The sequence below is a fragment of the Hyphomonas sp. genome, from assembly GCF_965284475.1.
GTDB lineage: Bacteria > Pseudomonadota > Alphaproteobacteria > Caulobacterales > Hyphomonadaceae > Hyphomonas.
In genome coordinates this window covers 2,649,294-2,663,240 of sequence record NZ_OZ260087.1, presented here as the reverse complement: position 1 = coordinate 2,663,240, position 13,947 = coordinate 2,649,294, and the positions used below count along the sequence as shown (strand labels likewise).

Below are 13,947 nucleotides of genomic sequence, written 5' to 3'. Positions count from 1 at the left end.
TACCGGCGCTGCGTGTTACCTGGGTCCGGTGGTGGGCGGTAACGGGCTCGAACCGCTGACCCTCTCGGTGTAAACGAGATGCTCTACCAACTGAGCTAACCGCCCTATCCGGTCGGTGGCTTGTGCTGAGAATTGCGCCAAAAAGCAAGAGTGCGCGTGTCAAAAAGCACGCTTTGCCCTCATTGGTCCGGCCAGGCGGCGACGTCGGCAACCCCCTGTGCGACCGGTGTATTGCCCGACGCCATCTCGAACACTCTGCTATTCATGCCCGCCTGTGTTGCGGATTCAGCCAGCACGGCGGCAACGTCATCGCGCGTCACCTTGCCACCGCGGTCAACATGATCTGCCAGCTCGACACGACCCTTGCCTTCATCATCGCTGAGTGTGATCGGCCGGACGATGACATAAGGCATGCCAGCGTCCTTGAGGTGCATGTCGGCGATCTGCTTGGCTTCAAGATAATGCCGAATGCCATCCGCCCCCTTTGAAGGGTCATCTGCGCCGACAGAACTGAGCATGACGAAACGGCTGACGTTCGCACGAGCCGATGCGTCTATCAGCGCAATGGCGCCATCGCGGTCGACATTGTCTGTCATATCCTTGCCGGTCTGGCCGCCCGAACCTGCTGCGAAGATCACGACATCCACATCATCGGCGACGTCGCCATGCAGATCGGTGAGGTCCGCCCGCCTGATTTCGCACCCCTCCGGAAGGACACTCGTGTCGGAACTCTCACGCGCCATGGCGACCGGCGTGTGGCCAGCGTCAGTGAGTTTTTGCACAAGGCGTGCGCCTGTATTGCCTGTCGCGCCTGCAACGAGAATTCTCATGGCGTGTCTCCTGTCTGTTTGATTTCCTGACAGAACAATGGCCGCAAGCGGGCAATGTTCCGCCTTGCGCACAGGCCACAAAAAAGCGGCCGCGTCATGAACGCGGCCGCCTCCTGTTGATGTGCAAGTATCTAGTGCGTGCGAACGGCGTCCGACGCGGATGATGGCTGGCCGGACAGGCTTGCCTGCAAGGCAGCCTCGTCGGCCTCGGACCAGACAATCGGGCTCAGCGGTTCGCTCAATGCCAGTTCAAGCACTTCATTGATGTCCGACACAGGCACGATCCGCAGGCCGGTCTTCACATTGTCCGGAATCTCCTCGAGATCCTTCTCGTTCTCTTCCGGAATGAGCACCGTCTTGATGCCGCCGCGCAGAGCCGCCAGGAGTTTCTCCTTCAGACCACCGATTGGCAGAACGCGTCCGCGCAGCGAAATCTCGCCCGTCATCGCGACCTCACGGTTCACCGGGATGCCGGTAAGCAGCGAGACGATGGCCGTAGTCATGGCCGCACCGGCACTAGGGCCATCCTTCGGTGTCGCGCCGTCCGGCACGTGCACGTGGATGTCGTTCGTGCTGAACACGGTCGGCTTTATGCCAAGGGCAACAGACCGCGACCGCACCAGCGAGCTGGCCGCCTGGATCGATTCCTTCATCACATCGCGCAAATTGCCCGTGACTTTCATATTGCCACGGCCAGGCATCTTGACCGCCTCGATCGTGAGAAGGTCACCACCGGATTCCGTCCAGGCCAGTCCCGTGACGGCACCAATCTGATCGGTCTCGTCAGCGAGGCCATAGCGGAATTTCCGCACGCCAGCATAATCGGCGAGGTTGTCTGATGAGATGGTCAGGCTGGTCAGCGATTCATCCGTTGCCAGCTTGCGCACCACCTTGCGGGCCAGACGCGCAATCTCGCGCTTCAGTGACCGGACACCGGCCTCACGCGTATAGTACCGCGCAAGGTCGCGAACGGCTTCGTCGGTGACAATCCATTCCTCGTCCTTCAGGCCGTGATCGCCCCGCACCTGAGGGATCAGGTGGCGCTTGGTGATCTCGACTTTCTCGTCCTCGGTATAACCGGCGATCCGGATGATCTCCATGCGGTCCAGCAAGGGCTGGGGCATGTTGAGCGAGTTCGCCGTGGTGACGAACATCACATCCGAAAGGTCGTAGTCGACCTCGAGATAGTGGTCGTTGAAGGTCGCATTCTGTTCCGGGTCGAGCACTTCGAGCAGGGCCGAAGCAGGATCGCCGCGATGGTCCATGCCCATCTTGTCGATCTCGTCGAGCAGGAAGAGCGGATTACCGCTCTTGGCCTTCTTCAGCGACTGCACGATCCGGCCCGGCATCGAGCCGATATAGGTGCGGCGGTGACCACGGATTTCGGACTCGTCACGCACGCCGCCCAGAGACACGCGAACAAAATCGCGTCCCGTGGCTTCGGCAATGGATTTGCCAAGCGAGGTCTTGCCGACGCCCGGAGGGCCAACCAGGCACAGGATCGGTCCTTTCAGCTTGCCGGTGCGCTTCTGCACGGCAAGGTATTCGAGGATGCGTTCCTTGACCTTTTCAAGGCCGTAATGGTCGTCATCAAGCTGTTTCTCGGCCTTGGACAGGTCCGTCTGGATATCCTTGCGCTGGCCCCAGGGCAGGGACAGCAGCCAGTCGAGATAATTGCGCACGACCGTGGATTCGGCCGACATCGGCGACATCTGGCGCAGTTTTTTGACCTCAGCCTCGGCTTTTGCGCGCGCCTCTTCAGAGAAGGGCGTATCGGCAATCTTCTGCTCGAGTTCGGCCACTTCGTCGCGTTCGCCGCCTTCGCCGCCCTGCTCACCCAGCTCGCGCTGGATCGCTTTCATCTGCTCGTTGAGGTAATACTCGCGCTGGGTCTTCTCCATCTGCCGCTTGACGCGGTTTTTGATCTTCCGCTCCATTTGCAGCATGCCCATTTCGCCTTCCATCAGGGCGAACACCTTTTCGAGGCGGTCCTTGATGTCGGGAAGCTCGAGCAATTCCTGCTTGTCGGAAATCTTGACCGAAAGCTGTGAGGCAACGGCATCGGCCAGTTTACCCGGCTCCGTCAGCTGGCCGATTGTGGAAACGGATTCCGGCGGGATCTTGCGGTTGAGTTTGACGTAATTCTCAAACTGCTCCTGCACGGCGCGCATCAGCGCTTGCACGTCACCGCCGTCACTATCGGCTTCCGGAATGGTTTCAACTTCAGCTTCGAAATAGTCGCCGCGGTCATGCAGCGTTTTCAGCCGTGCACGGGTCTGGCCCTCGACGAGTACCTTTACGGTGCCATCGGGCAGTTTCAGAAGCTGGAGAATGGTGGCCACGGTGCCGATCTCGTGCACGTCACCGGCGCCAGGATCATCGATCGCGGCGTCGCGCTGGGCCACCAGCATGATTTCATTGTCGCCCTCGTCGATCATTTCGAGCGCACGCACAGACTTGTCGCGTCCGACAAAGAGCGGAGCGACCATGTCAGGAAACACAACGATGTCCCGAAGCGGCAACACCGGAAGGTTTTTCAGTCTTGGCATTTGAATGCCTCCTTGGAATACGGGCCCCGCCTTGCGGCGACCCTTTTTACCCTGCCTGTCAATCATGACGAGAGTCGGGCGATTGACTAAGATGTGGATCGCGAGGGGCGCTGCTTCAACCCGAAGAATGCGCAAGATTCTGGGGAATTGGAAATACGCCTGAATTCAAGGCATGGCAGCGCGCCAGGCCCGGGCGCCAGAGGCTTCCCGCCTCTGATGCTTCAGGAATGCCTGCAGGACGCCCAATTCGGGGTCAGGCGCCATGTCGGCCGCCAGAAAGCGTATCTGTTCATAATACCAGCCCTGGGCGCCGAAACCGTTCAGCGCCTTGATCAGCTTGATCGGCGAATTCGGCCCGAATATGCCCGGGCCAATGCGCAAGCGCGATTCCCAGCGGTCGGCCGCCTCGATCTGGCCTGATAACAGCTTTATCGGCGTTGCCGTGTCGACACAGAGCGGCCGGCCGATTCCGATGAGGTCGGTTTCGCCCGCTGCGACGGCCGCATTCATGCCTGCGAGCGTTCGAAATCCGCCTGTCACCATCAGGGGCATGCTGGCACGATCCTGGACGGATTTCGCATAAGTGAGGAAATAAGCTTCCCGTTCGCGGGTTGAGCTGCGCTTCGGTTCCTCGAAGGAGGGCTCAAGGCCTTCCATGTCCATCATCCTGGGTTGTTCATAATTGCCACCGGAAATCTCGACAAAATCCACGCCAAGCGCGTTGAGCATGTCGATGACCATGAGGCAATCAACATGGCTGAACCCGCCCTTCTGAAAGTCAGCCGAGTTCAGCTTCACCGAAACCGAGAAGGCCGCTCCGCCTTCGATTTTCGTCTCGCGGACACAATCGGCAAGCAGGCGCGCGCGATTTTCCAGCGGACCGCCCCAATCGTCTTCGCGGCGATTGGCGAGGGGTGAAAGGAACGAGCTTAGCAGGTAGCCATGGGCAGCATGGACCTGAACGCCGTCAAACCCCACCTCTTTCGCCAGCCGGGTGGCACGACCGAAACCTTCGACGACATGCCGGATTTCATCCTGCGTCATCGCCCGAGGCTGGCCAAACTGTCCGCCCGGCAGGCCAAGCGCCACAGGGCTGGGCGCAGCGGGGCGCGGGTTGACGAGTTTCGGTGTCTGGCGCCCGGCATGGCTGACCTGCATGATGAACGCGGCCCCCTGCGATTTGGCGGCATCCACCCAGCGCGAGAACATGCCGATCTCGTCGTCACCGGCTTTTGCATCAATGACGACATTGCCCACGCGCTCCAGATGCTGGCGGTCTATCTGGACGTTTCCGGTGATCAGGCCGCCCGCCCTGCCCTCGGCCCAGCGGCGATAAAGTGTCGAATGCGCATCAGTTACCCGGTTGCGCGGATCAGCGAGTCCCTCTGTCATGGCGGCCTTCACCAACCGGTTCGGGAACGTCAGGCCACTCTGCAGGGTTAACGGGGTATTAATCGTGACGGGCATTATGCTCTCCCAATATCGACACTGAGTCGCGTGCCCATTAAGGGAGACCAAACATGGCCGCCGCCAATCAAGCAAAGCTGTTCGACGCAATGATACCAGATTCTTCGGGATATTCGGCCAAGGATATTGAAGTCCTTGAAGGCCTCGAGCCCGTTCGCAAGCGGCCGGGCATGTATATCGGCGGCACCGACGAGCGTGCCTACCATCACCTGTTCGCAGAAGTGCTGGACAATTCGATGGACGAAGCGGTCGCCGGCCATGCAACGCGGATCGAGATCAAGCTCGAAAGCGACGGATTCCTGACCGTTTCGGACAACGGGCGTGGCATTCCGGTCGATCCGCATCCGAAATTCCCCAAGAAATCAGCCCTTGAAGTCATCATGACCACGCTTCACTCGGGCGGCAAGTTCTCCGACAAGGCTTATGAAACCGCCGGCGGACTGCATGGCGTCGGGATCTCCGTTGTCAACGCCCTGTCGGACCTGGTCGAGGTTGAAGTGGCGCGGGACAAGATACTCTACCGCCAGTCATTCTCCCGCGGACTGCCGAAGGGAAAACTTGAAAAGGTTGGCGCAGCGCCAAATCGGCGTGGAACGAGCGTGAAATTCCGCCCGGACCATCAGATTTTCGGCGAGAAGCTTCGCTTTCGCCCGGCTCGCCTGTTCCAGATGGCGCGATCGAAGGCCTATCTCTACCGCGGCGTCGAAGTGCGCTGGAACTGTGATCCGGCCCTTCTGCCGGAAGATTCGAAAATCCCGGCCGAAGCCGTGCTTTCCTATCCAAATGGTCTCGCCGACCAGCTGGGCGAAGTTTTCGATGACAAGGTCACGATCACCGAAACCGCCTTCACTGGCCTTGTCGACATGAACAAGGAAGGCAAGGTTGAATGGGCGATTGCCTGGACCCGCGCCGGTTTTGGCGAGGCGGACGGCTTTGCCCGCTCATACTGCAACACGATCCCGACGCCCGAAGGCGGCACACATGAGGCCGGTTTCCGGTCGGCCATCACCAAGGGCCTGCGCAACTTTGCCGAGCTGACCGGCCAGAAAAAGGGCGCCGACATCACGGCCGAAGATATCATGGGCCATTCGGGCCTTTTGCTGTCTGTCTTCATCCGCAACCCGGAATTCGTTGGCCAGACGAAGGACAAGCTGTCGACCACGGCGGCCTTCCGCCTTGTTGAAAATGCCGTGCGCGACCGGTTTGACCACTGGTTGGCCGGAAGCCCGAAGGAGTCCGAGAAGCTGCTCACCTGGGCGATTGACCGGGCCGAGGAGCGCGCCAACCGCCGCAAGCAGAAAGAGATCAGCCGCAAGTCCGTCACCAAGCGCCTGCGCCTGCCCGGCAAGCTGGCCGACTGCGCCGAGAAGGGGCCTGAAGGCACCGAGCTGTTCCTCGTTGAGGGCGACTCGGCTGGCGGCAGCGCCAAGCAGGCGCGCGACCGGAAAACGCAGGCCATCCTGCCTTTGCGCGGCAAGATCCTGAACGTGGAAAGCGCCTCGGCCGACAAGCTGGCAGGCAACCAGGAACTCAACGATCTCGCCCTCGCGCTCGGCACCCAGCTTGGCCGCAAGTTCGATCTTGATGAATTGCGCTATGAGCGAATCATCATCATGACCGATGCGGACGTTGACGGCGCCCATATCGCAGCGCTGCTGATCACTTTCTTCTACCGCATGACACCGGGTCTGATAGAGAGTGGGCGCCTGTTCATGGCGATGCCGCCGCTGTTCCGCCTGTCGAACAAGGGTACGATTGCCTATGCGATGGACGAGGCCCACCGCGCCGAAGTGATGGCCAAGCATTTCAAGCCGAACCAGAAGGTCGACATGACCCGATTCAAGGGCCTTGGCGAGATGAACCCTGCTCAGCTGAAGGAAACCACGATGAACCCGGCTACCCGCACGCTGGCGCGCATCACGCTGCCGGATTCGCTGGACGAACTGACCGAACTGAAGCCGGGCGACCTGATCAACACGCTGATGGGCAAGAAGGCCGAAACCCGCTTCAAGTTCATCCAGGAAAACGCGGCCTTTGTGGACGAACTGGATATCTGATTCTGCCCTCTTCTTCCTTGTGAGATGAATTGAGGATGAAGGGTCAAGGCGTCACGGCGAGCGGCGGGATTCGTGCGCCATCCGAGTCGATCTATCACCAGATATGGTGACTATGCATCCATGATTCCGCTCAACTCCCCTCCGCAATCCTAACCAATGCCGCGTCCATGAACGGGATGACTGAAGGCACGACCAAGGGACGTTCGTTGGCGATAAGGGCGAAGACAAGGGTCTGGCCACTGGCTGTGATGAGGTAGCCGGAGAGGGCGTTGGTGCCTTTGAGGGTGCCCGTCTTGGCGACGATGCGTGCTTCCAGAATTGTACCCCGGAAGCGGTGCCGGAGCGAGCCATCGCGGCCGCCGACGGGAAAGGTGGCGCGCCAGTCATCGCCCCAGTCCTGCGCCGCGGCGTGGCGCAGGAGCGTGACAATCGTCCGTGGGCTGACACGGTTATAGACCGACAGGCCGGAGCCGTCGAACAGGTCGTGCCCGTTGGCCGGGGCGCCGGCCTCTTCCAGCAGGGCGGTGACGCGGGTCAGTCCGGCCCCGGCCGCGCCGTCTTCGGACAGGTGGCCGAGATGGCGCAGCAGGAGCTCGGCATAGAGGTTCTGGCTGTCCTTCGAGACCGCCGCAAGCGCATCGGGAAAGGACAGTGAGGGGAGCGAGGCGAGCGGCGCGGAGCCGGCCTCCAGCGCGGTGAGGGCGGCGGCGTCTGCGCCCGCGAGGCCCGGTGTGCGGTGGCGCGCGGTGGCGGGGGCGTCGACGGTGAGGCCGCGCGCAGCGAGCAACGCGCTGAAGCGCCGGGCGGCGAGCGCTGCCGGATTGTCCACTCCGAGCCGGTAGGACCGCGCGGGCGAACCGGGCGGGACATGGCCGAAGACGCGGACCGTGTCTGCGCCGGGCGGCCTGGCAATGACGAAATCGTCTGTCTCGGAGGCTGCGGTGATGGTTTCGTTCAGAATCGCATAGGCGGCGGCACCATCGGCCCAGGCGACGATGGCGGGGTCGCCCTCTGTGGCGGCGGGCGTGACGCTGAGCGTGAGGGCATTGTCATTCAGGGTGAGGGCGGAGACAGCCGTGCCGTCATCGGCCTGCAGGTCTTCCCAGCTCCAGCCAGGAGGCCAGCGGTCGTGCGGGAACCATGTGTCGTCGCCAATCACGCGGGTGATATGGGTGAGGCCGCTGGCGGCAACGGCGTCTGCGAGGTGGGCGAGGCAACTTGTCTCGCAGTCGGGCGCGTCGCTGAGGGCCGGGTCGCCGCGCCCGTGCAGGACGAGGGTCGGCGGGGCAGCTTCCCCTGCGTCTTCGAGCGTCACATGTGTGGCGAGGCGGGGGGCCATGAGAGCGAAATCATCCTGCCAGCGATAGACGGCTGCGGTGGTGAACAGTTTTGTATTGGAGGCGGGCAGGAAGCGCTGGTCGGGATTGAGGGCGGCGATCTCGCGGCCCTGCATGTCGGTGACGAGGAGGCCCCAGCGCACGCCCTGGAGTTCCGGCGGCTGGAGGATGGAGTCCAGATCGCGCTGCAGGGGCGAGACGCAGGCGGCGAGGACGAGGAAGGCGAGGCAGAGGACGGCCTGGGCGGGGGTTTGCATGGGGGGCCTCTTCGCACTCGCGGATGAGGCATAGTCTTAGCGGGCCGGGTCCGGGCGGCAAGCTCTTGCGGATGGCAATCGGTCCTCGATCGATTGCTTATCCTTTTCAGCCCGCCTAAATGCTCAATATGAGCATAGTCCTGGATATTCTCGCGGCGCAGTTGAACCCTGTTGTTGGTGACATCAATGGCAACCTGGCGCTGGCGCGCGAGGCCTATGCCGAGGCGCGGGAGCGGGACGCGGACCTGTTGGTGCTGAGCGAGCTGTTCATCCTCGGCTATCCGGCAGAAGACCTGGTGCTGAAGCCCTCGGCGGTGGAGCTTTCCATGGCAGCGGTCAGGACGCTGGCCGAGGAGACGGCGGACGGGCCGTCCATCCTGATCGGGTGCCCATGGGCAGAGGATAGCAAGGTGCACAATTCCAGCGTGCTGTTGCAGGCCGGTAAAGTGGCCGGGCGCTGTGATAAGCGCGAACTGCCCAATTATGGCGTGTTCGACGAGAAGCGCATCTTTGCGCCGGGCGAAGGCGCACCCTTCGTGTTCACGCTGAAGGGCGTGAAAGTGGGCGTCGCGATCTGTGAGGATATCTGGTTCGACCGGGTGCCGCTGGCGCTGAAGGCGGCAGGCGCGCAGATGCTGGTGGTGCCGAACGGGTCGCCGTGGCGCCGGACGGTGCATGAGGAACGCCACTCGACCTTTTCCGCCTGGCGCAAGACAGGCGTGCCCTACCTGTTCGTCAACCAGGTGGGCGGACAGGACGAACTGGTGTTTGACGGGTCGAGCTATGCCGTGGACGATGATGGCACCGAGCACCAGCTGCTGGGGGATTTCGAGACCGGCACGGCGATGGTCTCATTCGACGGTGCGACCGGCAGTTTCCAGAGTGGGCCAAAGGAAACGCTGACCGAGGGCTGGGAAGCGGAGTATCGCGCAGCCGTTCTGGCGCTGGGCGATTATGTGAACAAGAACCGGTTCCCCGGCGTCGTTCTGGGCATGAGCGGCGGCATCGACAGCGCGCTGACGGCGGCGATTGCAGTCGATGCGCTTGGAGCAGAGCGCGTCTGGTGCGTGATGATGCCGTCGAAATATACGAGCAGCGACAGTTTGGAAGACGCAAAGGCCTGTGCCGAGATGCTGGGCTGCAAGTATGACATCATCAATATCCGCCCCGGCGTTGATGCGCTGGACGAGATGCTGGCAGGCCAGTTTGCCGGGACAAAGCCGGATACGACGGAAGAGAACATCCAGTCACGCCTGCGCGCGGTGACGCTGATGGCCCTGTCGAACAAGTTTGGCCAAATGGTGGTGACGACAGGCAACAAGAGCGAGATGGCCGTGGGCTATGCGACGCTCTATGGTGACATGTGCGGCGGCTACAATGCGCTGAAGGATTTCTACAAGACCGAAGTGTTCCAGCTGGCCAGGTGGCGCAACACAACCATACCGCGCGGAGCGCTGGGGCCCGGTGGTGAAGTGATCCCGATGCGGATTATCACCAAGCCGCCATCGGCTGAACTGCGCGAGGACCAGCGCGACGATGACAGCCTGCCGCCCTATGACGTGCTGGACGATATCCTGCGCGGCCTTGTGGAACTGGAAGAAGACATTGATGACATCCTGGCGCGCGGGCATGACGTGGCGACGGTGCGCCGGATAGAGCATCTGCTTTACATCGCGGAGTACAAGCGCCGTCAGGCCCCGCCCGGCGTGAAAGTGGGCGGCAAGAATTTCGGGCGCGACCGCCGCTATCCGATTACAAACAGGTTCCGCGACGACTGAAAGCCGCTGTTTCAGGAAACCGGCTTCACCGCTTCGGAGTGTTCGATAAGGATCTGAAGCACCGAAAGGCAATCCAGCATGATCCGTTTCCTGCGCGCCGAAGCGCGATGGCTCTTCGCGGGCTTCCTGTTGTGCCTCGCGTCCAGTTTCGGCCAGACCTATTTCATCTCGCTGTCGAATGACGTGCTGATGGCGCGCTTCAGCCTGAGCCATGGCGGGATCGGGCTTGTCTATGCACTGGCGACGACTACGAGCGCGCTGATCCTGCTGGAATTCGGCAAGCTGGTGGACCGCGTGTCGACCCGCACCGCGGCGGTGATTGTTTCGGCAGGACTCGCTGGGGCGTGCCTGCTGATGGCGATGACGCAAGCGGTGTGGATGCTGTTCTTCGCTTTCCTGGGCCTGCGCCTGTTCGGGCAGGGAATGATGAGCCAGGTGTCAATGACCGCGACCGGACGCTGGTTCGATGCGCGCCGGGGCCGGGCGCTGAGCATCGTGACGCTGGGCTACGCAGCCGGGATTGCGTTCACGCCGGCATTGGCCGTGGCCGGACTGGCGGCGCTTGGCTTTCGTTCACTGTGGCTGATTGCAGCCGCTGTCATGCTGGTGGTTGCCCTGCCCGTTTTCTACGTGCTGCTGTCGCGCGAGCGCGTGCCGTCGGGGTCGGCGCTAGCGGACGGGACTGGCGTGGCCCGTGAGAAAACCAGCTGGCGGCGGCGCAATGTGGTTCGCGCACCGGCCTTCTGGTTCATGCTGACCGGCATGCTTTGCCCTGCCTTCATGATGACCAGCCTGTTGTTCCACCAGCTGAACCTGATTTCCGTGAAGGGGTGGGACATGGTGCAGTATGCCTCGGCCTTCTCCGTGTTCGCGACGGTGCAGGTTGGCGCGTCGCTGCTGGCGGGCGGCCTGATCGACCGGTTCAGCGCGCGCCGGATGCTGCCGCTTTACCTGTTGCCGATGGCGCTGGGCATGATCTCACTGGGGCTGGTGGGCGAGTTCTGGGTCGTGTGGCCTGTCATGGTGCTGATCGGGTTCACAGCGGGGTTTGACAGTGCGCTTTCCGGGGCGATCTGGCCGGAACTGTTCGGCCTGAAATATCTCGGCGAATTGCGCGCGCTGACCTTTGCGTTCGTGGTGGGTGCCTCGGCCGTGTCGCCGCTGCTGACCGGCTACCTGATCGATCATGGCATTGCGTTCCCGACGCAGCTGCTCGGCATGGGACTCTACAGTCTGGCGGCAAGCGGGGTCATGCTGGTCCTACAGCCGCGTTTGTTCGCGATTGCGTCTGATGCATCCAGAAGACCAGCCTGAAGAAGCGCCTATTCTACCGGGCCTTCGCCGACGCTGGCTGCCAGCGCGGCGTTCTGTTCCGCTTCAGCGCGGATACCGGCCACCTGATCGAGCGTGATGTCTGATGCATCGCCATAGCCCGTGATAGGCGACGGCAGGATGCCGTGCACGGCGACGACCTCGTCATATAGCAGCCATGCCTTGGCGGCATCCGCACAGGTCACCCGCACCCACTCATCTTCCTGACCCTTGGTGGCCTGGATATCGGTGACGTCCATCAGCTCGGCTTCGTTGATGTCATATTCGATGCCGGCATAGGAAAGGATCGCGAAGCCTTCGCCTAGATAGCGCAGGTAGTTCAGCTGTTCGCCCTGCTTGAGGTTCAGCATCTGCATGCTGCCCGCATCGCTGATATATTCGATCTGGGCGTCCTGATTGAGCGTAACCGGGAAGGTTTTCGTGGCGACGAAGAATTCCAGTTCGTCAGCCGAAACGCGCGGATTGTTCCAGAGCTGGTAATTGGCTAGTTGCGGCAGGGTGCAGTCTATCTCCTGCGGCGCGGCCGGGTTCGGGCTGGACCGGCCCATGACGCTGACCCCCTCATCGAGCACGACAAAGCCCGCCGGGTATTCGCCCGGCCAACCGGGAGAAATGTACCAGCCTTCGCCATAGCCGGAGAGTTTGGCAAAGTCCGGCGCCACATAGTCACTGCCTTGCGGCGTTTCGCTGAGGGAGCCGGGCTCGGCCATCTCATTGCCCTCATTGGGTACAATTTCGCTTTCACTTGGTGTGTCCGCGGACTGGCCACAGGCCGCCAGAACGACCGCCGCAACCGTTGCGGCCAAGATGCTGCCAAATTTCATGTCCCACTCCTCTGGGCGACTCGCTTGAGTCTCGATGATTAGCACAAACAATAGCAAGATTGTGACGCTGATGCCTTGGCTTTTTCGGCAATTTGATGTCGAAAGCGGCTTGGAATGACTGGAAAACAACGCCCATGACCCACCCGATTGTCCGTTTTGCCCCTTCGCCCACCGGGCGCCTGCACGTTGGCAACGTGCGCACGGCCCTGATCAACTGGCTGTTTGCGCACGCGAAGGGCGGCAAATTCATCCTGCGCATCGATGATACGGACGTGGAACGCTCGACAAAGGCCTATGAAGACGGCCTGCGCGAGGATCTGACCTGGCTCGGACTCGTCTGGGCGGACACGTTCAGCCAGTCCGACCGGTTTGGAGAATATGACAAGGCCGCCGCTCGCCTGAAGGAGATGGGCCTTCTGTACGCCTGCTACGAGAGCGCCGACGAGCTGGAGCGCAAGCGCAAGATCGCCCTCTCGCGCGGGCGACCCCCGGTCTATGACCGCGCCTCGCTGGACCTGAGCGATGCCGAGAAGGCGAAGCTGGAAGCCGATGGCGTCAAGCCGCACTGGCGGTTCAAACTGTCCGGCAACCGGGTGGAATGGGACGACCTTGTTCGCGGGCCGCAGAGCATCGACACGTCGAGCCTGTCAGACCCGGTGCTGATTCGCGAGGATGGCTCCTATCTCTACACGATGCCTTCGGTGGTGGACGATATCGATGCGAAGATCACGCATGTCGTGCGTGGCGAGGACCATGTGACCAATTCCGGCGCGCAGATCGAAATCTTCCTGGCGCTGGGCGGCACGGCGCCGCAAATGGCCCACACGCCGCTGCTGATCGGCGCGGACGGACAGGGCCTGTCGAAGCGGCTCGGCTCGCTGTCGATGGGCGAGCTGCGCGCGCAGGGCTATGAGCCGATGGCGATTACCAGCCTGCTGGCCAAGATCGGCACGTCGGACAATGTCGAGGCGCGCACCAGCCTTGATGAACTGGCGAAGGAATTCGACTTTGGCAAGATCGGCCGGGCGCCGGCACGGTTTGACGAGGCAGACCTGTTGTCGCTCAACGCTGCCATCCTGCACGGCCTGCCTTTTGATGCGGTGAAGGATCGGCTGGCGGCGATTGATCCGAAGGCCGCCGATGAAGCCTTCTGGACCGTGGTGCGCCAGAACTGCTCGCTGTTGCCGGACGTGTCAGCCTGGGTCGATGTCGTGTTTGGCGATGTGGCGCCGCTGGTCGATGCCGAGGACAAGGACTTCGTTCTGCAGGCCGCTGACCTGCTGCCCGAAGGCGAGTTGACCGCCGAGACCTGGAGCGAGTGGACCAACGCGGTGAAGGCCGCCACGGGCCGCAAGGGCAAGGGCCTGTTCATGACCCTGCGCAGGGCGCTGACGGGTCAGGAACACGGGCCGGACATGGCAAGCCTCTTGCCGCTGATCGGGCGGGAGCGGACGCGGGCGCGGCTGAAGGCGGCTTAAAAACCCTCACCTCCCACTGCCCTCGGCAGTGGGAGGTG

General features: G+C 62.1%; 9 protein-coding genes and 1 tRNA gene. 4 read left to right on the top strand and 6 right to left on the bottom strand.

Annotated features, from left to right (window positions below; translation table 11 throughout):
- Positions 1-29: 29 nt before the first annotated feature.
- The 4 genes from ACQ66M_RS13050 to ACQ66M_RS13035 form a co-directional block, all read right to left on the bottom strand.
- Positions 30-105: transfer RNA gene (locus ACQ66M_RS13050), tRNA-Val, on the bottom strand.
- Positions 106-179: 74 nt separating this feature from the next.
- Complete coding sequence (locus tag ACQ66M_RS13045) at positions 180-830, bottom strand: SDR family oxidoreductase (RefSeq protein ID WP_430404390.1); 651 nt, start codon at positions 828-830, stop codon at positions 180-182.
- A gap of 131 nt (positions 831-961) precedes the next feature.
- A complete protein-coding gene (lon, locus tag ACQ66M_RS13040; RefSeq protein ID WP_430404388.1) occupies positions 962-3,379 on the bottom strand; it encodes an endopeptidase La in 2,418 nt (805 codons plus the stop codon).
- 165 nt (positions 3,380-3,544) lie between these two features.
- Positions 3,545-4,846, bottom strand: coding sequence for an NADH:flavin oxidoreductase/NADH oxidase family protein (locus ACQ66M_RS13035; RefSeq protein ID WP_430404385.1), 1,302 nt, complete (start codon positions 4,844-4,846; stop codon positions 3,545-3,547).
- 53 nt (positions 4,847-4,899) lie between these two features.
- Here ACQ66M_RS13035 and parE point away from each other — a divergent pair, with 53 nt between their 5' ends.
- A complete protein-coding gene (gene parE, locus ACQ66M_RS13030) occupies positions 4,900-6,903 on the top strand; it encodes a DNA topoisomerase IV subunit B (RefSeq protein WP_430404383.1) in 2,004 nt (667 codons plus the stop codon).
- Between the two features lie 130 nt (positions 6,904-7,033).
- On the opposite strand, the gene dacB is transcribed toward parE, so the two are convergent.
- Positions 7,034-8,497, bottom strand: coding sequence for a D-alanyl-D-alanine carboxypeptidase/D-alanyl-D-alanine endopeptidase (gene dacB, locus ACQ66M_RS13025; RefSeq protein WP_430404381.1), 1,464 nt, complete (start codon positions 8,495-8,497; stop codon positions 7,034-7,036).
- A gap of 128 nt (positions 8,498-8,625) precedes the next feature.
- Here dacB and ACQ66M_RS13020 point away from each other — a divergent pair, with 128 nt between their 5' ends.
- Both ACQ66M_RS13020 and ACQ66M_RS13015 read left to right on the top strand, forming a co-directional pair.
- Complete coding sequence (locus tag ACQ66M_RS13020) at positions 8,626-10,275, top strand: NAD+ synthase (RefSeq protein ID WP_430404379.1); 1,650 nt, start codon at positions 8,626-8,628, stop codon at positions 10,273-10,275.
- A gap of 78 nt (positions 10,276-10,353) precedes the next feature.
- On the top strand, positions 10,354-11,589 hold the full coding sequence (locus tag ACQ66M_RS13015; protein WP_430404377.1) for an MFS transporter: 1,236 nt from the start codon (positions 10,354-10,356) through the stop codon (positions 11,587-11,589).
- An 8-nt stretch (positions 11,590-11,597) separates the two neighbouring features.
- Here ACQ66M_RS13015 and ACQ66M_RS13010 read toward each other — a convergent pair whose 3' ends face one another.
- On the bottom strand, positions 11,598-12,431 hold the full coding sequence (locus ACQ66M_RS13010; protein ID WP_430404375.1) for a hypothetical protein: 834 nt from the start codon (positions 12,429-12,431) through the stop codon (positions 11,598-11,600).
- A 134-nt stretch (positions 12,432-12,565) separates the two neighbouring features.
- Between ACQ66M_RS13010 and gltX the strand changes: the two genes are divergently transcribed.
- On the top strand, positions 12,566-13,909 hold the full coding sequence (gene gltX, locus ACQ66M_RS13005) for a glutamate--tRNA ligase (RefSeq protein WP_430404373.1): 1,344 nt from the start codon (positions 12,566-12,568) through the stop codon (positions 13,907-13,909).
- The last annotated feature ends 38 nt before the right edge of the window (positions 13,910-13,947 follow it).